16 protein-coding genes are annotated in these 18,051 nt (G+C 47.7%); 7 read left to right on the forward strand and 9 right to left on the reverse strand.

What is annotated here, in order from left to right:
* Positions 1 to 18: 18 nt before the first annotated feature.
* Entirely contained in the window at positions 19 to 1,779 is a 1,761-nt protein-coding gene (locus tag EHO60_RS07720) for an acyl-CoA dehydrogenase family protein (protein WP_135767551.1), read from the reverse strand.
* A gap of 344 nt (positions 1,780 to 2,123) precedes the next feature.
* On the opposite strand from EHO60_RS07720, the gene msrB reads away from it, so the two are divergent.
* Entirely contained in the window at positions 2,124 to 2,519 is a 396-nt protein-coding gene (gene msrB / locus EHO60_RS07725; RefSeq protein WP_210409346.1) for a peptide-methionine (R)-S-oxide reductase MsrB, read from the forward strand.
* Between the two features lie 188 nt (positions 2,520 to 2,707).
* A complete protein-coding gene (locus EHO60_RS07730; protein WP_135767553.1) occupies positions 2,708 to 3,565 on the forward strand; it encodes an esterase/lipase family protein in 858 nt (285 codons plus the stop codon).
* A 57-nt stretch (positions 3,566 to 3,622) separates the two neighbouring features.
* On the opposite strand, the gene EHO60_RS07735 is transcribed toward EHO60_RS07730, so the two are convergent.
* Positions 3,623 to 4,231 carry a TetR/AcrR family transcriptional regulator gene (locus EHO60_RS07735; protein WP_135767996.1) on the reverse strand — a complete coding sequence of 203 codons (609 nt, stop codon included), beginning with the start codon at positions 4,229 to 4,231 and terminating at the stop codon, positions 3,623 to 3,625.
* 153 nt (positions 4,232 to 4,384) lie between these two features.
* Here EHO60_RS07735 and EHO60_RS07740 point away from each other — a divergent pair, with 153 nt between their 5' ends.
* The 4 genes from EHO60_RS07740 (at position 4,385) to EHO60_RS07755 (ending at position 11,085) form a co-directional block, all read left to right on the forward strand.
* Positions 4,385 to 5,251 carry a thioesterase family protein gene (locus tag EHO60_RS07740; RefSeq protein ID WP_135767554.1) on the forward strand — a complete coding sequence of 289 codons (867 nt, stop codon included), beginning with the start codon at positions 4,385 to 4,387 and terminating at the stop codon, positions 5,249 to 5,251.
* Between the two features lie 52 nt (positions 5,252 to 5,303).
* Positions 5,304 to 6,629, forward strand: coding sequence for a thiolase family protein (locus EHO60_RS07745; protein ID WP_135767555.1), 1,326 nt, complete (start codon positions 5,304 to 5,306; stop codon positions 6,627 to 6,629).
* Positions 6,630 to 6,855: 226 nt separating this feature from the next.
* On the forward strand, positions 6,856 to 8,181 hold the full coding sequence (locus EHO60_RS07750; RefSeq protein WP_135767556.1) for a thiolase family protein: 1,326 nt from the start codon (positions 6,856 to 6,858) through the stop codon (positions 8,179 to 8,181).
* 1,140 nt (positions 8,182 to 9,321) lie between these two features.
* Complete coding sequence (locus tag EHO60_RS07755; protein ID WP_246028182.1) at positions 9,322 to 11,085, forward strand: FG-GAP-like repeat-containing protein; 1,764 nt, start codon at positions 9,322 to 9,324, stop codon at positions 11,083 to 11,085.
* Between the two features lie 299 nt (positions 11,086 to 11,384).
* Here EHO60_RS07755 and EHO60_RS17120 read toward each other — a convergent pair whose 3' ends face one another.
* The 4 genes from EHO60_RS17120 to EHO60_RS07770 all read right to left on the reverse strand — a co-directional run bounded on the left by EHO60_RS17120 (position 11,385) and on the right by EHO60_RS07770 (position 14,065).
* Positions 11,385 to 11,522, reverse strand: a complete 138-nt coding sequence (locus EHO60_RS17120) for a hypothetical protein (RefSeq protein ID WP_167880170.1) — start codon at positions 11,520 to 11,522, stop codon at positions 11,385 to 11,387.
* A gap of 192 nt (positions 11,523 to 11,714) precedes the next feature.
* Entirely contained in the window at positions 11,715 to 12,080 is a 366-nt protein-coding gene (locus EHO60_RS07760) for a hypothetical protein (protein WP_135767558.1), read from the reverse strand.
* Complete coding sequence (locus tag EHO60_RS07765; RefSeq protein WP_135767559.1) at positions 12,077 to 13,183, reverse strand: serine hydrolase domain-containing protein; 1,107 nt, start codon at positions 13,181 to 13,183, stop codon at positions 12,077 to 12,079. The genes EHO60_RS07760 and EHO60_RS07765 overlap by 4 nt, the downstream gene beginning before the upstream one ends.
* A 24-nt stretch (positions 13,184 to 13,207) precedes the next feature.
* A complete protein-coding gene (locus tag EHO60_RS07770; protein WP_135767560.1) occupies positions 13,208 to 14,065 on the reverse strand; it encodes a prohibitin family protein in 858 nt (285 codons plus the stop codon).
* A 266-nt stretch (positions 14,066 to 14,331) separates the two neighbouring features.
* Between EHO60_RS07770 and EHO60_RS07775 the strand changes: the two genes are divergently transcribed.
* The gene (locus EHO60_RS07775; protein WP_135767561.1) at positions 14,332 to 14,979 is read left to right on the forward strand and encodes a DedA family protein; all 648 of its coding nucleotides are present in this window, start codon (positions 14,332 to 14,334) and stop codon (positions 14,977 to 14,979) included.
* Here EHO60_RS07775 and EHO60_RS07780 read toward each other — a convergent pair.
* The 3 genes from EHO60_RS07780 to EHO60_RS07790 form a co-directional block, all read right to left on the reverse strand.
* Positions 14,976 to 15,989 (reverse strand): sensor histidine kinase, encoded by a 1,014-nt coding sequence (locus EHO60_RS07780; protein WP_246028183.1) that lies wholly within the window; start codon positions 15,987 to 15,989, stop codon positions 14,976 to 14,978. The genes EHO60_RS07775 and EHO60_RS07780 overlap by 4 nt on opposite strands.
* Positions 15,990 to 16,095: 106 nt before the next feature.
* Positions 16,096 to 17,031, reverse strand: a complete 936-nt coding sequence (locus tag EHO60_RS07785) for a hypothetical protein (RefSeq protein ID WP_246028184.1) — start codon at positions 17,029 to 17,031, stop codon at positions 16,096 to 16,098.
* Between the two features lie 102 nt (positions 17,032 to 17,133).
* Positions 17,134 to 17,964, reverse strand: a complete 831-nt coding sequence (locus EHO60_RS07790; protein ID WP_135767563.1) for a hypothetical protein — start codon at positions 17,962 to 17,964, stop codon at positions 17,134 to 17,136.
* Positions 17,965 to 18,051: the final 87 nt, after the last annotated feature.

An 18,051-nucleotide genomic window follows, 5' to 3' on the forward strand; every position in this document is an offset into this window, starting at 1 on the left:
TCTCCTAAGATCCAGGTTTTAGACCGCGACCGCTTCGCGAGAAGCTCTTTTCAATTTGAAAAGGTTCGCTTCGGCGATGGCCAACGAATCTACGTTATACGCTTTGGAAGCGGTTTCTCTTTCTTTCCTAGCGTCTCCATTCAATTTGGAGAGGGACTTTTCGAGAAGGATTCCGCATACCAATCTGGTTGCGGTCTCTACGGTTTCAAAAGCCAGGGAATCTTTGGTGTTTCCGTCCGAAATCGCTCTGAACTTTTGGACCGTCTGATCCAAGTCTTCCCACAATTTCTTCAGGTCGGCCGATGCAGGAAAGGATGAGAATTCGGATTCTATGTACTGGCGGAGATGTCCACTCGGAGCCATTCCGGAAACCACACCTCCGATCGCTGCTACGATCTGAAGCTGGGTAGTCCCTTCGTAAATCGTGGTGATCCGACTGTCCCGGTAAATCCTTGCTACATCGTAATCCTCGGTGTAACCGCTTCCTCCGTGGATTTGGAGGGCGTCCGAGGAAATGGAAACGCAGCCTTCCGATGCGTAATATTTGCTCATAGGAGTAAAAAGGTCGGCGAGTTTTTCCCATCGACGAAGAGACTCGTCTTGGTTGACTTCTTTTTCGCTCTTTCCTTCTTCCTTGAGCATCCGTTCCTTGCGCCAATGGTACAACTCTATTGTGCGACCGGTTTCCGAGACAAGACAGCGGGTAGCGAGAATTTCACGTTCCATACGGTCTAACATTCTCTTCACCGCGGGAATTTGTCGGATCGCTCTACCGAACTGGATCCTTTCGGTCGCGTACTTATTCGCTTCGAAATATGCCGCGGATGCGATTCCGAGGGATTGGGTCGCGATCGTCAATCGGGCCGCATTCATCATTCCCATCGAATATTTCACCAAACCGTAACCCGTTTTTCCGATCAATTCTCCGGGAGAATTCTCGAAGACCACTTCGCAGGTGGGAGAACAATGGAGTCCCATCTTATGCTCGACTCCCGCTATGTGAACGTCCTTTCCTTGCACAAGAAAAAACGAAAGTCCCCTCGCTCCGCTTTCCGGAGAACCTGTTCTTGCAAGAGTCAGTATGACGGAAGGAGAATCCACATAACCGCAGGCGTGAGTGATGAATCGTTTCGCACCGGTGATTTTCCATGTTCCGTCCGGACCTTGCACGGCTCTCGTCTGAACGTTCGGAAGGTCCGAACCGTAATTTGGCTCCGTCAATGCCATGGCCGCGCTGAACTCGCCGGCGGAGATTCTGGGCAACCATTCTTGGCACATTTCTTCGGAAGCGTATCTTTCCATGATTTCCACGATATTGATGTTCCCGTAAGCAAGGCAGAAGGCCGCGTCCGCTCTCGCTGCAATTTCGCACATCATCGATTGGACGGTGGCGGGCAACCCGAGTCCGCCGTATTTACGGCTGATCGAAATCGGCATGAGTCCGGAATCTTTTAGGGTTTTATAACATTCTTCCTGAGCTTTCGGAAAAGTCACTTTTCCGTTTTCGTACTTAAGGCCGATCTGATCCATTTCCTTGCTGCGAGGAGCAACGAAATCCCCCATGATCTCACCGAGCGAATCCAATATGGAGCGATAATATTCCTTTGCCTCAGCAACGCTGGAAGGGGCATAAGCATATTTTTCGTTTCCGGTTTCCTTATATTTGGCTGCGTCTCCGAAATTTCCTTCGTAGGCGCGGACTATCTCTTCCCAGTCGATCAAAGTATCAAAATGTAATAATAGATCTTCGTTATCTTGGAAATAGTTTCCTTGAATCATCGGGTTTCCTCCGTTAGACTTTAAGGTTTAGATTTACTCTTTTCTCAAGGTATTGTCAAGTCGTACGTATTTTTAACGGTCCGGAACCAAACGAATTACCGAACAGGTGTTTTTTATCGAGCGGTGAGAGAATGACGAAAGGGAATACTTTGATCCTCGAACTTTCCCGTTTTTTATCATCGGGCGTAACTTTCGGGACTTTTATCGGAATATACTATCGGGGTGAAAAATCCATGAATCTGCGTTTATTTCTTCTTTGCGTATTCTTCGTCTTTACCGCCATATTAAGCGGAACATGCTCTCCGAATTACGGAAAACCCAAGGAAGAAAAGAAGGGAAAGCAAATGAATTACGAAGTCCAAAAGTCCGATGAGGAATGGAAAAAGGTACTGAATCCGGACCAATACAGAGTGTTAAGAGAAAAGGGAACCGAACGGGCGTTTACCGGAGAATATTATTATAATAAGGAAAAAGGAAAATACCTATGCGCTGCCTGCGGTGCGGAATTGTTTTCCTCCGATACCAAGTACGAATCCGGAAGCGGTTGGCCTTCCTTTTACAAACCTACGAACGAGAAGATCGTGATTTCGGAAACGGACAATAGTCACGGGATGACCCGGACAGAGGTCCATTGTGCCCGTTGCGGCGGACATCTCGGCCACGTTTTCCCCGACGGCCCAGCGCCGACCGGGTTGCGTTATTGTATCAATTCCGTTTCGTTGAAGTTTAAAAAAGATTAGGCTCGGAAATCGGCAGGTTCGGTGCCGGATAGAACGTATCGAACTCCGTTTTTTGGAAAGCGACTCCGGCTTCCGGGCAGCGAGTTTGCGGTAAGTCGGAGTGCTGCGCCTTTCCTAAAACACTTGCCTAAAAAGGGTACCTGCGGAACCTTCTTATCGGAGCGTCCGATCGATTCGGATCCGATTGCATGAAGAAAGACCACCTAACTTATTTGCCAGAAAACCGTTCGATTCGCCCGGTCCTCGTTCAGCATCTTGTGGAGTTTTATTTTAATTTTTATTACCTGATTTCCAATATCATCGGGATTTTTGTGACCCTTCCGGATCATACCGAAGGCCACAAGCGTCCGGTGGTTTTGGTAACAGGGTTCTTGGGGAGAAATATCACTTGGAGAGCCATGAAGGAACGTCTCGTTTCTTTAGGGCACCCCGTATATGCGGTTCCTCTCGGTTTTCAGGTCGGAGATATTCGCAAGAAAAGCAAACTTTTGGAAGACTTCATCTTGGAAAAGGACATCAGGGATTGTTACCTTGTCTGTCATTCCATGGGGGGATTGATCGCTGCAGGATTGACTTACAAAGGGAGAGATCGGGTGCGAAAAATCTTTACGCTCGGATCTCCTTTACATGGGACCTACGTGGCCTACGTGGCTCCGTTTTTCCCCTGCACCTGGCAAATGTTTCCAGGCTCCAAATTGGTTCAGGAAGTCGTCGAAACTTATTCAAAATTTCATAATGTTCAATCTGTTTTCACGAAAGGCGATTCTATCGTTCGTCCGTACGAGAGTGCGAGATTGGGTCATTTCGACGACGTGGAAATACCCGAATACGGTCATTTGAATTTGTATCTGGGGTCGCTGGGAATCGAGTGTGTCTCCTCTTTGATCACTGCGGAAGAGAAGAAGGATCCTCTTTCCGTAAAACAGAAACCTGTCAAAGCAGAGCCGCAAAAGCCGAAAAAAAGTTCCGCTGCAAAGAAAAAGACAGCCGGCAAAAAGAAGACAAAAACCAAAACTCCCAAAAAGAAATCAAAGGCTAAAAAATAGGATCAAACGGCGGCTCGACGACGTCGAGATCTTTCGCTTACCGCTTCCGGAAAACGATTAAAACGTGTACTCTTCGAAAATTTCCCGGAGAGAATCTTCCATTTCCCGAATATAACGCAGGTCTTTGGTCATTCTCCAGAGGGTAATGGAACCATGGTATGCCATGAGAACTCGTCTCGCAACGTAGTGGATGTCCATGTTTCGCGACAATTGACCCGATGCTACCGCTCTGCTAAGATATTCCCGGATCATTCGGATCCATTTGTCTGCGATCCCCTTTAGAAATTCCGTATATTCCGGATCCGAATCCATGACTTGGTTCGCAAATCCCGCAAAAGGATCTCCGTGGAATTCCGAATGGCGAATTTGTCTTTCTTTAAGGATCACCCAAGCACGTAAAAATTCCTGGACCTCGGGATACCGCTCCATCAAGGAGGAGAGGTCGGAGAGGGTTTTTTCTTCCTGCCGAGCGAGATAGGCGATTCCCAATTCCTTTTTGGAAGGGAAATGATCGTACAAACTAGCCGCAACCGAGCCGGATTCCTGGATAATCTGTCTCATTCCCGTATTGGAGAATCCTTGTGTATAAAAAAGTTCTGTGGCAGTATCCAGGATCCTTTCCCGAACGCTGGCCCCGGAATCTCGCTTTTTTCTCTGCGCAGTCATCGGCCGATTCTTTAATAATTTCATTATTCCACCAAAATCCACTTCTCGTCAATAGAATTTGGGTTTACCCTTCAAAAAACCAGAACGAACGTTCTGTATTTTTTGTTGCCCCGATTTTGCCAGGGTCTAACCTAGGGTCAGGAAATTTTTCCCATGCAAAGAGCCGCGGTTCATACGATCAGCACACGATTTTCCGATCTGGACACCCAGAGACACGCGACAAGCAGGACTTATGAAGACGCCTGCTTGGGAGATCGCTACAGGGTTTTGGAAGATGCAGGTTACGGTTGGAAGCGGATGATCGAAGAATCCGTAAGAATGACCGCCCTCGCCTCTGACATCCGGTTTCTGGCGCAGCAGATGGAAAACACCGTTCTGTCTGTTCGGACGGATGTACGACCGGGGACCGACGGAAAACTCCTTTTTCACCAAGAGGTTTTGGGGGCTGACGGAAAGGCGGCTGCCGAAATTCGAACTTTGGTTCAGACGGAAAAGAACGGGGCTCCTACGAACTTGCTGGCTTCCGAGGAAAGTGCGGAATCTTTAGTCTCTTCCTTCGAGTCGGTGCTTGCTTTTTCCGGAAGCTGCGATCGGGCCGCTACGGAAAGGGATCTATTTTATTGCGAAAGAAATCCGTTTGGAGAATACAACCCTTCCCATTATTGGAGAATCTTAGAGGAAGGCAGATGGCATTTTACCGCCGACTCAGGACTTTCATTGGAAGACCTTGTGGCCTTGGACACCACGCTTTTTTATATGGGCGGAAAAATTCGATACCATCGCCCGTTAGTAGCAGGAAGGAAGGCCAGAGTACGGACTTGGATTCGTAATTTCGAAAAGATTTGGGGCCATATGAGGCAGGAAATCACCGATTCCGTTACCGGAGAAATTCTTGCGGAATCCTTGGACAATCTCCTGGTCGTATCGGTGAGTAAGTCGAGACCGAAGAGAACGCCGGAACGATTGATTTCTAGCGCCGCTAGGGTGACGGAGTTTCCGGACTCCGAGGAGGTCGGGTGACATTTATTATGTATTTAGAAAGGAAAGAAAGACTAACGTCTGGAGAAAGACTATGAAACTCGAAAAAAAATTGGCGCTTTGCACGCCGCGTAGAACTCCCTTCGCACAAATCGCGAAGGCATTGGGACCTTATCCCGGCCACCACCTGGGTCGTCTTGTAGCGGAAGATATTCTCGCTAAAAGCGGACTCAAAAAGGAACAAGTGGACGGGGTCGTAGTCGGAGAAGGATTTTCCAATGCTCCGAATTCCGCACGTGTGATCGCGAATCTAATCGGATTGCGGGATGAAATTCCTTGCCTAACCGTTGCCAACAACTGCGTATCCGGAATGGAAGCCGTAGCAGAAGCCGCTCGTAGAATCGTTTTGGGCGAAGGTGAAGTTTTTTTAGCGATCGGAGAAGAATCTCAGACCTCTATGCCTTTTATCGTTAAGAACGCCCGTCTGAACAAGAAAGCGGGATCTCTGGACAAACTAAAGAAATTATTACCAGACAATTTGCCGGAAGGAGTGGAGCTACGCGACACTCTCGAAGATGGGTTGGGCGACGGAGAAACTTCCTACGGAATGCAAGTCACGGCAGAGATTGTGGCTCAAAATTACAATCTGTCCCGTGAAATCTGCGATAAATTGGCGTTCGAATCCTTTAAACGTGCATTAGAAGCTTCTAAAGCAGGGAAATACGCTCCTTACATCATTCCTGTCAAAGACGAAGACGGATCCGAACTCGCGATCGACGAAGCCGTATCTTTGCGCGAGGGTCTTGTGGAAAATCCGAGCCGTATGGGGCGTGCGATGCTGTTATTCGACAATCCTCAGATGAAATTTGACGAGTTCAAAACCAAATATTCCAAGGATCTAAAAAAGAGCCACGGACCGACGGTCTCCATCTTTAATGCGAGCCCCCGTTCCGACGGTGCTGCAGGTGTGATCGTTACGACCGTAGAAAAAGCGAAAGCTCTCGGACTCCAAATCGAGGCTGTCGTTTCCGGTTGGAAAATGAAAGGGGTTCATCCTAATAATATGGGAATCGGACAGGCTTATGCGACCGAAGGATTGTTGCAGGATGCCGGCTTGAAAATCCAGGATATCGATTATGTGGAAATTCACGAAGCATTTGCCGCTACCGCTGTCGGCGCGCTGGAGCAGATCAAAATCGATACCGGCTGGGATTGGGAAAAGAGCTTCGACGAGAAAAAGATCAATCCGAACGGAGGATCCATCGCGATCGGACATCCATTCGGTGCGACGGGAATCCGACTCATAGCAAACGCGATCATGGACTTGAAAGAAGACAAGTCGGCAAAGAAAGTGCTGATCACCGCTTGTGCCCACGGCGGAATCGCGGGTTCTATGCTCATCGAAAGATACGAAGGCTGATTCATCCTTAAACTTTGAAACTGTATCGCCCCGGGGAAACCCGGGGTTTTTTGTTTTTACCGAAAATTTCTCTCCCTTTAAAAATTAAATAATACTGCCGATTTGCTTATAATATATAAGAACGATCGTTCTGTTTTTTATCGAAAAAATCGAAGATCGGAGTCTAACCTAGTGAAAGATATGCTGGCGATCGGTAAAAAAACCGGACAGCATCCGGAGGACGGTTATGAAGCTCGAAAGAAAGTTGGCGATTTGCACTTCGAGAAGAACTCCCTTTGCCCAGATTGCGAAGGCCTTAGGGCAGTATCCCGCGCATCACTTAGGACGTATCGTTGCGGAGGATATCGTAGAGAAGAGCGGTCTGAAGAAGGAGCAATTCGACGGTATTGTGGTCGGGGAAGGTTTTCCTAGCGCCCCAAATGCGGCACGCGTAATCGCGAATCTGATCGGATTCAGGGATGAGGTCCCCTCGATTACGGTATCGAATAATTGCGTATCCGGTTTGGAAGCGATATCCGAGGCAGCTCGTAGAATCGTTTTGGGAGAAGGAGAATTGTTCCTGGTGATCGGCGAAGAATCCCAGACAGATTTGCCTTTTGTCGTAAAGGGGGCGAGGCAAAATAAGAAAGCGGGATCTCTAGACAAGTTGAAAAAATTATTACCCGACAATCTGCCAGAAGGAGTGGAACTACGTGATACGCTCGAAGATGGGTTGGGTGACGGAGAAAATTCCTACGGGATGCAGGTGACCGCGGAAATTCTCGCACAGAATTACGATCTTTCTCGCGAAATCACCGATAAAGTGGCCTTCGAATCTTTTAAAAGGGCGCTCGAAGCCTCGGAGGCGGGCAAGTATTCTCCTTATATGATTCCTGTAAAGGACGAGACGGGAGAGTTACATACCGTTGACGAAGCCGTAGAACTCCGTAGAGGTCTTGTGGAAAATCCGAGTCGTATGGGGCGTGCTATGCTTCTTTTCGATAACCCTCAAATGAAATTCGAAGATTTTAAAAAGAAATATGCGGAGGATTTAAAAAAGACGCATGGACCGACCGTTTCTATTTTTAACGCAAGTCCCCGTTCCGACGGCGCGGCCGGATTGATTTTGACGACGGTAGAAAAGGCGAAGGCCTTCGGATTGAAAATCGAAGCGGTACTGTCGGGCTGGAAAATGAAGGGAGTTCATCCGAACCTGATGGGTCTCGGCCAGGCTTACGCAACGGAAAGTTTATTAAGCGAATTGAATCTTAAGATCCAGGATATGGATTACGTGGAAATCCATGAAGCATATGCGGCGACTGCGGTGGGTGCATTGGAACAGATCAGGCTGGACACCGGTTGGGATTGGGAAAAAAGTTTCGACGAGAAAAAGATCAATCCGAACGGAGGTTCTGTCGCAATCGGGCATCCTTTCGGAGCAACGGGAGTTCGTTTAGTGATCAATGCTATCATGGACTTTGCGCAGGATCAGAAAGCGAAGAAGGTGCTTTTGACTGCCTGCGCGCACGGCGGAATCGCGGGGTCTATGGTGCTGGAAAGATTCGAAGCTTGAACTGGAGAACCCGATCCGGGGAGAGATCCCCGGGTTTTTCTTTCCCGAATCGGAAAGGCCCTGTAGGAGTTCCTGCAGAATTTCAGCGCAGAAAAAGAATTTCCAAAATGAAAAGAATCTGCTATTTGGCGCCATGTTGCAGGCGGGCTGGGTAGGATGGAACGTCACTGTACCACCGCACCGGCCCCCACCCAGAGTAGGGTGGGGGCCGAAACTCGTAAAGGCGCGCTTTCTCCACAATAGCCAATCTAAGGCAGAATTTCCGCTAGGAAAGTCTCCCCCGCTTTCATTCGTCTCGCGCCCTTTTTGAGGATTCGTTCCAGGGGATACCTGGCTCCTGGAACTCTTCAGCAATTCGGAAGAGAATCTTGGCACATAGAAAGGAGCCTTGAAACGATTTGGAGAATGCGTCTTCGTAGAAATGGAATGTTGTATTTGCGATGATTTTAATTTCATAAAAAAGGTGATAACCTTTATGCCATCTAAGCATTTTAGTTCTTGTGAATTTTCCATACAGAATTCGATGGCTGTGTAAAATACTCCGTTCGTGAGGTTCGAAAATCCGACCCGGAAGCTATCAGTAAATCGGTAAACAAGATGAAGGTCGTAATTATCAGATTTTATCCCTTTGCCGAATTTTTTAAAAGAAGAGCGAGGAATGACCGCAATTATGCGGCCATATTTAATTATTTTTATGTAAATTATATAAAAGTGAATTCTCTATTCAATGTAAGATGTTATAAGGGAGTCGCCATATGCGCAATTTGTTCCTACGTGATGTTTATTCTGGCACTAGCTCCGGTTCCTTTCGCGGGATTCTTTCAATGTAAATGGATTCATTTATATCGGGAAACATGATCTAGATTTTGGCCGATTTCTTGGATTCGCATTGACTAAAAAGACAAATTTTTATTGAACTCCTGTAAGAAATTCTTTTCCTTCGTCTGAGGGGTTGACGCTCTAAGTGGTTTCAAGCTTGTGATTCGCCAAAATTTCTATCAAAAACTTTTAACATTCTTTTTTCTCATATTGGCCGGTTCTCCGAATATAAATTGCTGGTCGAATCCGATATTTCTTCCGATGGTCGAATGTTGGGTCCAAATTCCCAATTCTCGTTGCCCGGATTCCAATATAAGTCAGTTGTTCTTGGTTCTTTTCGCATTGAGTCCTTCGGTTACTATCTCCAATATCGCGAATCATTCCATTCTCCAGACGGGTTTTCTTGTAGGTCAGATTCGTCCGGGAATTGTCTCCGTGTCCGTATCCTTGGACGGCGGTCCGTATACGAATGCGGCGATCAACGGCCTGAATTGGAGGTACCAACTTCCGGCCCAAGCAATTACGGGAACCCATTGGAATATAGGAAGTAAACACAAGATTTCCGTGACAGCGATGGACGGAGTCGGAAATCGTTCGACTCCGCAAGTTTTGAATGTCGTAAAAGGAACGAATCATGACACGGACGGTGACGGATTTCCGGATGTGATTCTCAGCGATGTTCTCACTAACTCCGTACAGGGTTACGGTTTGGTTTTTTTGGCACATGGAAGCACGGGAATTCCCTCCAGCTCTCCCGATTCGATTTTGACGGACGGTCTTGTCGGCAGTTCTTATTTCGGAGATAGAATTGGAGCCGGCGATTTTAATGGGGATGGTTATGCGGATATAGTCATCGGAAGCCAGGCAGCTCCCGGATATACCACATTCGGTCACGTTTATATTTTTCATAGTTCCGGGCAGGGCGGTATTGCCAGTCAGAATCTAAATTCTGGAGGTTCCTATAACAGTTTCATAAAAGGTCATACGACAGGGAACAGATTGGGTTCCTTTGTGATGGGCGGAGACGTCAATAATGACGGATACGACGATGCGATCTTGACCAGTCCTTGGTCAGGCGGTCTAGGATATATTTTTTACAGCCAAGGAACTGCCGGCGTTCCTTCGAAAGATCTATCTACCGGAGCCATTGCCGATATCACTTATAATTTCGGAAATAACGACGATTTCGGTTTTCAATCCGCGATAGGAGATATTAACGCCGATGGTTATACGGATCTTGTCGTTTCTGCTCCTACCTATAATGCACAGCAAGGGAGACTTTATATTTTTATCTCCAATTCGGGAACGATCCCAGGGGCTCCGCAGCAATTTCTGGTCGGTCCTACTTCTCCTGCACCGGGCTGCGCTTCCGGTACGGGCTGTTCCCTCGGAGCCGGACCGTTCGTCCTCGCGGATTTTAACGGAGATTCTTGTGCCGATCTTGCGGTAGGAGGATCTTCATTTAATACGAATCAGGGCATCGTTTTCGTTTTTCATTCGAATTGCGGATCCGTGACCCCTTATTCCGCCGCACCGAATGCCACTTTTATCGGGCCTGCGCTCGCCACTTGCAACGGAGGTACGAATTGTTCGTTCGGCGTCACCGTTTCTACGGGAGATACGAACGGCGACGGCTATTTCGATTTGCTCATAGGATCCCATCTCGCATCCGCCGGTTATGGAAATGTTTATCTGTTCCAGAATTCAGGCGCGGCGGGATTTTCCAATGTGGACTTAAGCTCCGGGGGAACGGCGACTTCGGTTCTGACCGGACCGTCGGCAGGTTTGAATTTCGGAATTTTTACTTCCCTCCAAGACATTACCGGAGACGGAATGTCCGACGTCCTAGTGAGCGCGACCGGAGGTACCGGACAAGTATATTATTTTAAAAGTGCGGGAACGTCCGGACCGGGAAACCAAAATTTGAGTGCAGGAGGAGTCGCTACTTCCGTATTGTCGGTTCCGTTCGGGCAGAGCTTTGGGAATTCCATCGCCCGAAATCAATCCGATCAAGATGAAATGATCGGATTATCGGTTTCGAATCTAGAGATCGGGCTCGGATCGAATTTTACCTCCATAAAATGATATTAAAAAATTCTGTTTTATGGTTTTTATAGAATAAGAGAAATCCAGGTTTTGAGACAAGCTGGTTTCTCTCGCGACAGGGATACGAAGGGCTTTTGTCCCGAGCTTTGTTAGAATCGTTGTTTTGTTTTCGGGAAAGAATTGCGAAGGGATGAGGGCGTCTGCCCGAACCCGAAGTAGCCCGGTCCCGCAGCGGCGGGAGTCGCCCGGATTCGGTATCCTGGCGTGTAAAAAAGGGAAGTTATAAGTTTAGAGTTTTCCGGGTTTCCATTCGGAAAGAAATTCGGATCGATTCCGTTTTAGAAATCCAGATCGGCAGTACGGGATGTGCCGATCAGACTCATTCTGAATCCATGCGGCAATTTGTTCCAAACGGATAGGAATATCTTTTTAAAAACCGTCCGTTTGGGAACTTTGGCTTTGGGTGAAATTTTCATCGTTCTAACTCTCCCTTGTCTCTTTACTTTTATCCGACGAAGATTTTTCGGATTCATTCCATTCTTGGATCGATTTTGTCGGGTAAATTCTCGGATTAAAAATCGGAAAGTGCGTAGATAGTTCGAGGGATTTTTGCCGTACGATCCGTCCTTTGATTCTGCAACTTTATCAGGGGATTCGGTCCGATAAGATTAGTCTTTTACATTGCTGGTTAAGCGACATCCGTTTTCTCGGCTTACCAGTTTCGCTTTGGCTTCGAACTTTCCGGTCATTGAGACGAAACCGACGGTCAAGGATTCGGAATCGGCCTTCCAGATGTCGGGAGAATAGAAAACCTTTGCATAATCCTTACAATAAGTCTCTTCGGCGCGGACCACGAATAAACAGGAGCAACCTTCCTTTGCCGCAAAGTTTGCTTGGACCCGCATTAAGTCGGAAGGGAGAAATCGGAACAGGAAAACTCCGCAGATAAAAATCGTCGCTAACACTAGGATCCAGCCGAAGAAGGGAAGCAGCCTTCTATCGGAATATGAAAATGGAGGAAGTTTCGGTCTCATTTTTTAGCGCTTCCAAGATCCAGAGATTGCAGCAGTTTCTGGGTGAATTCCGGCGCCCAAAATCTGCCGAGGCGATCGTTTCCGAATCTCACGAGAACCAATTTTTTTTCCGGATCGATGACCAAGGATTGACCCCAGTGGCCCGAACCGAAAACGGAAGCTCGGGATAAAAATTCGAATAGAGGATCGTCGGCACTTCCGCGCTTCCGATTCGCATACAGATGACCTCCCATAGAAGGGATGGGCAAAAGTGAAAGAGGGAAGGCTAACGACTTCTCCGCGACGAAAGGTTGCGAGGTTTTCGCGATCCAATCTTCGGGAAAGATTCTTTCCGATCCGTACATTCCGTTTTTTATATATACTTTGCCGATCTTGGCCAAATCCCTAGGAGAAAGATAGGCGTAAGAGGACCCCACTGGGACTCCTTTCTCGTCGGTTTCCCAAACGTAAGACCGTATCTCCATTCTTTCAAAGAAGACTTTCGGAAAACCCCCTTCTTTGCGGTATACCGAAGAGAGAACCGCGGAAAGCAAATTGGAATCTCCGCTGGAATATTTTACGGATTTTCCCGGATCGAAACGTCTTTTTGAAACATAGAGGGCATGATCCTCCCTTCCGGGGCCGTAGAGCATGGCTAATACGTCCGAACGGAAAGGATTCCACTCGTATCCTTCCTTCCATTCCGCGCCGCTGCCATGAAACAACAAATGTCTCACCGTAAGGTTCGTCGGGAGTTGCGCTTTCAATTCCGGAAGATAAAGAATCACTGGAGAATTCAGGTCCACTTTTCCGTCTAGGACGGCCATCCCGGTTATCGTGTTCAGTAGGAATTTGGATACGGACCAAAGAGGTTGCAAGTTGTCGGGCCCGAAATCCCCCGCGTAAAACTCGGCCACATTTTTCCCGTTTCGCTCCGCATAAAGTGCGTTCGTTCGAACGGAACTTTTCCTACAGAGAGCTTCCTGCAGAAGTGAAACGGTTTCCGGAGTCTCGGCGAACCGTATTTTGCAATTCGCATCCTTCTTTTCAGCGCAACCGAACGAAGCGGCAAGGGAGAAAGATAGGAATATTGTCGGCAGGAATCTTATGCGCGTATCCATCATTTCGTTTAACGGAAAAGTTTTTTTCTACTCTTCCGATTTGGAGTTTTCCTGGGGCGTGTTTAAGATCAACGGTAGACTGTCTTTGCCCGAAGGAACGATCATCAATTTACTGTTCGGATTTTCGAAAGCCTTTAGTTGTAGATACTGTTTCGTTAATTGTGAAGCGATGAGTTTTTGCGCTTTCGCCTTTCCTTCCGCTTCGATTACCGTCGCCTTTGCCTTGGCTTCCGCGTGAATGATCGTGATCTCTGCGTCTTTTTTGGCGATATTGATCTCGAATTTCATCTGCTCCTGTTCCTGTTCCTTCGTGAGCTTCCCTTCGATAGCGGTGAGAATCGGGCGACTGTATTCGATATCGTCTATGATCACGTCGTCGATCTCGATATGTTTTCCTCTAAGTTTTTCTCCCAAGGCTTGGCGGATATCTTGGGAAACCTTCGGAGTCTCTTTGGAGATCCGGATCATACTGTAAGCCGAAAGTGCGTTACGCACGGAGGTCCGAAATTGGGGGCGCACCACTTTTTCGTAATAATCCGGTCCTATCTCTATCTGAAGGTTATAGATTTCCGCGGCTACAGGCCTGAGAATGACCGCGGCTACCACATTAATCGTCAGGTCGTCACGAGTCAGTACGTCCACTTTTTCTTTGTAGGAGGTCCACTGAGTCGGATAGAGATAGATGTCGTTCCAAGGAGCATAGAAATACAGCGAATTTGTCAGGAGATCCTTTTGCAGTCCGGAGGTTAGGGGATGCCAACGGAGTCCTGCTTCCCCAGGACGGATATTCGTAAAACAACCGTAAGAAATAAATGCAGCGACGAATAAAAACAGGTATCCTATCTTTTTGATTCCCGAGCCGGAAAGAAATTGTTTGGTTTGCATGGGAGAACTCCTAAAAACCCTCGGTACAATTATTGGACTCGGGTTCGGGAGGGAAGGTTCCAAATCCGCCTCCTATACCTAATCGTCCTTTCGTGTGAAAAGGATTCTATTCGGGCCATAGCAACGGAAGAAGAATTTGAGAGAAGGAAAAGAAAACCATTCGAATCGTCGACCTATTCATGGCGACGGAATCGAAACCGGGAAAAGCCTAGCTAAGACATTTGACTTCTGTGATCCCCTGCCGATCCTGACTGCGGAGGCCGTTTTTGGAAACGATCAAATTCTTTTTAGACTTTTTCCTGCACCTGGAACAACATTTGGACGGTCTCATTCAGTCCTACGGAACCTGGGTGTATCTGATATTATTCCTCATCATTTTTTGCGAAACGGGGTTAGTGGTTACCCCTTTTCTGCCGGGAGATAGCCTTTTGTTCGCGATCGGGGCGTTTGCATCCAGAGGTTCTTTGGATCTCGTCACGGTGATCCTACTTTTGATCGTTGCCGCAATTCTGGGAGACACGATCAACTATAGCATCGGGAATATCGCGGGAGAAAAGATCTTGGAAAAGGAAAAGATCCCGTTTCTAAACAAAAAGCATTTGGAAAAGGCGCATAGATTCTACGAAACCTACGGAGGCAAGACGATCATCATTGCGAGATTCATTCCGATCGTCCGTACTTTCGCTCCGTTCGTAGCCGGCATCGGTAAAATGACCTATTCGAGATTCATCCTTTTTAATGTGGTCGGCGGAGTGGTTTGGATCGTTGTTTTCAGCGCGGGAGGATATCTGTTCGGAAACCTTCCTTTTATACAAAGAAATTTTAAACTAGTGGTAATCGGGATCATCATCGTTTCCGTGATGCCGGCAGTGATCGAATACGTTCGGGAAGTTCGGAAAGGAAGGATTTCCTAAGAGAACTCGGGTTTTTTCAAAGGAAAGGTGATCCTGAATACGGATCCTTTTCCCGAAATTCCGGAGGCTTCGAAAGTTCCTCCGAGTTTCTCCGCCATCGCCTCCACCAGATTCAGTCCGAGAGAATTCTTCTTTTTATGACCTGGATCGAAGCCTTTGCCGTCGTCCTCCAATTTCAGATGCGCGTTATTCGCGTCCGCAAATAAGGAGATTCGAATCTTTCCTGACCTTTCCGGAAACGCATGTCTAAAACAATTGGTCAACAATTCGTTAAACGCCATTCCGAGATGGATCATTCTATCCAGATCGAGAGGGACCTCTTCCAAGTCGCATATGACCGTTATTCTGTCCCGATCGATCAATATGGAGGATTTGATGTTTTCCGTGAGTTGTCCTATATATTCCTTTAAGGAAATGGATCCTAGGCTTCTCGCAGAGTAGAGGTTCTCGTGGATCAAGGACATGGAACGGATCCTGTTTTGACAGTCTTCGAAGATCGGGAGAAGGAAGGACCCGTTTTCCTCTTCCGCTAATTTCATTTTGGAGAATTCGAAAAGGCTTTGAATGATCGCAAGATTGTTTTTTACCCTGTGGTGGATTTCCCGGAGCATCACTTCCTTTTCGCCGACCATCTCTTGTAATCTTTTCTGGATCTGCTTTTGTTCCGTAATGTCGATCGCCGCGGTAGTGACTCCCTGGATTGCCCCGTCGGCCGATTTGAGCGGTTCCACCGTCAAGTCTAAATAGACATCCGCTCCTTTACAAGGTAACACGATTTCTCCGCGGAAAGGCTCTCCGGTTCGTATTACGTTTTCCTTAAGCTTTACGATTTCTTCGGCCGTTCGATCCGGAAACAGGTCGTATTCGCTTTTCCCGACAAAGTGATCCGCCAAATCCTTCGCGTCCTCCGGATGAAAGGCCCAATTGTATTTGAGGTCCTTATCCTGGGAATAAACGGTCACTTTGGAATTTCTAAGTGCGAGAAGCAACATCTCGAAATTCTTTCGCAACGCTTCCCCTGCGTCCTTTATTATCGATCGGTTTTCCTCGAGTCGTTCCATGGATGCATAATTAGACAGAAAAGATTCGCACAGAACGCCAAGTAATTGCGAATCTTTATTCGGTTTTGGTACAATTCCTAATCTGATCTATATGTTTTACCATAGGCCGATCGGAGTAATTTCTGAACGGAGCCGGCTCCAGTCGTCGTTCGTTGGAGGAATCTCCTCCGGAACCGGCAGGACTGATTCCGACCGGACCGAAATTCGTGGAGGGGAAAAAGCATCTCGGGAATTCTTTGGCTTTGGAAATTTTTCCGTCTTTTCTGCCGATTTGGACGACTTCCTTGCCCAACCTTAGGTAGATCCTGGAAGAATCCTGGGACCATCGGATTTGAAAGGTGGGGATCTCTTTCCATTCGGACAAAGCGGCTTCGAAATAATTCTTATCGTCCGTAGAGGACCTTCCGTTCGTATCCGCCAAAATCAGTTTCGGGGAATGGATCTCCAGATTCGGATCCGTCTTGCCCAATAAGAGAGCGGCAGTTCCTCCATCCGGAGAAGGTATGAAGTGAAGAACGGTCTGTTCCGCGGTCAGGAACTTGCTCGGGTCGAAAGAGTGGTAACCCTGAGGAGACCAAACGGAAGGCACTCTGGAGTTTCCGCCGTACTGGTCGTCCAATCCTTGGATCCAAAATAGCCTTCCGGTGGAAGAATGATAATACGCCGATCCCGGCAGAGTCCAGTGCGCCACCTCATGGTTATAAATCGGAGGATCTCCTTTTGGATCCGGAGTGCCGTTCAGGTCGTAGATCCTGAATTTCGTTTTATAATTTCTTTTTAACCTGGTTCCCATCATAGGATTCCAGGAATTTCTTTCCTCGTACATCACTTCCGTCTGAACGAGTTCTTTCCCCGTTTCGGACCAACCTCTTTCCACAGCTAGACTTGCCGGTCGCCAGGCGAATTGGGAGCAAGCGCCTAACAGAAGGACAGGAAGAGAGAATGCGATTTGTAAAAGGAAATTTGCGGACAGAGAACCGTTGCGAAGCATGGGAAAGAATTTAAAACAGGGGAATTTGTAAGAAAGGAATTTATCGAGGCAGGAAGGAATAAAGTACGCTGCGCGGATGCGCAGCGTACCCTTGCCGACGAATTAACGCCAGCCTTCGCCTTCCAGTTCGTAGTGGTCGAGGTACAACCCGCCGGATCCCACAGAAGGAGCTCTCGTATGTCCTTGGAACTGAGTGTAGGTGACGTTGTAATTAAACGGCCAAATTCCTTCACTCTGAGTAACCGAGGATTGGCAAACGCTCAAACCGCCCGACTTATTGTAAGCGCATGAGGAATGGAAAGCCACCGCTCCGTCGTCCGCACCCGGAAGAATGAGGGAAGAAGCCCCCTGGATGCCGGAGAATCCTTTGTATCCTGGCACTTGGTAGAACGTAATCCCAGCAGTAACGTTGTGATTGTACGCTCCCCGGGCAGTGCTTACTACCAAGGATTTGTCCATTGCGTTTCCGCCGAATCCGAACGTGATTCCGTTCAGAGCGGAAGCCAGTTCCGATCCGCCGGAAGCGGATGCAAGTGCGGTAACTTTCGTGATGTTATATCCTCTGCTGGCCGTAGTAGCACCTAGATTGGCTAACCAATATTCGGTAGCATAACAGCCTGCGCTATGGCACACGATTTTGCAGGAATTGGATCCTGTGCAATACGTGTTTAAGCCGGTAGTCAGGTTCGTTTGGGCTCTTGCCGTGCCATACGTACGTGGATCACTGGTTCCATCATACCCTACGAAAATTTTCGCTCCGGATACGGAATTAGGAGCAGTGCCCCAGTAGTTGTTCACATCCGTGGTCCCTACGCCATTGTGGTTTTGGTCCGATTTCCCATGCACAAATATCGTATACGTTTGTGCCGAAAGGGAACTTGCAAACAATAGCGCAAAGGCCAACCCGAATCCCATACTCTTCCAATTTTTCATCTTCACTATTCTCCGATCTTTTAGGGAAAGCCGAGAAGAACCCTTCTCGAATTTCCCGACCTACAACTATGCAGGAAGTTGTGCTCC

The sequence above is a fragment of the Leptospira fletcheri genome, from assembly GCF_004769195.1.
Taxonomy (GTDB): domain Bacteria; phylum Spirochaetota; class Leptospiria; order Leptospirales; family Leptospiraceae; genus Leptospira_B; species Leptospira_B fletcheri.

Bases quoted from the DNA above. Each gene is read 5' to 3' on its own strand.
- EHO60_RS07720 (WP_135767551.1), bottom strand. From the start codon at position 1,779: ATGATTCAAGGAAACTATTTCCAAGATAACGAAGATCTATTATTACAT.
- msrB (WP_210409346.1), top strand. From the start codon at position 2,124: ATGAATTACGAAGTCCAAAAGTCCGATGAGGAATGGAAAAAGGTACTG.
- EHO60_RS07730 (WP_135767553.1), top strand. From the start codon at position 2,708: ATGAAGAAAGACCACCTAACTTATTTGCCAGAAAACCGTTCGATTCGC.
- EHO60_RS07735 (WP_135767996.1), bottom strand. From the start codon at position 4,231: ATGACTGCGCAGAGAAAAAAGCGAGATTCCGGGGCCAGCGTTCGGGAA.
- EHO60_RS07740 (WP_135767554.1), top strand. From the start codon at position 4,385: ATGCAAAGAGCCGCGGTTCATACGATCAGCACACGATTTTCCGATCTG.
- EHO60_RS07745 (WP_135767555.1), top strand. From the start codon at position 5,304: ATGAAACTCGAAAAAAAATTGGCGCTTTGCACGCCGCGTAGAACTCCC.
- EHO60_RS07750 (WP_135767556.1), top strand. From the start codon at position 6,856: ATGAAGCTCGAAAGAAAGTTGGCGATTTGCACTTCGAGAAGAACTCCC.
- EHO60_RS17120 (WP_167880170.1), bottom strand. From the start codon at position 11,522: ATGAAAATTTCACCCAAAGCCAAAGTTCCCAAACGGACGGTTTTTAAA.
- EHO60_RS07760 (WP_135767558.1), bottom strand. From the start codon at position 12,080: ATGAGACCGAAACTTCCTCCATTTTCATATTCCGATAGAAGGCTGCTT.
- EHO60_RS07765 (WP_135767559.1), bottom strand. From the start codon at position 13,183: ATGATGGATACGCGCATAAGATTCCTGCCGACAATATTCCTATCTTTC.
- EHO60_RS07770 (WP_135767560.1), bottom strand. From the start codon at position 14,065: ATGCAAACCAAACAATTTCTTTCCGGCTCGGGAATCAAAAAGATAGGA.
- EHO60_RS07785 (WP_246028184.1), bottom strand. From the start codon at position 17,031: ATGCTTCGCAACGGTTCTCTGTCCGCAAATTTCCTTTTACAAATCGCA.
- EHO60_RS07790 (WP_135767563.1), bottom strand. From the start codon at position 17,964: ATGAAAAATTGGAAGAGTATGGGATTCGGGTTGGCCTTTGCGCTATTG.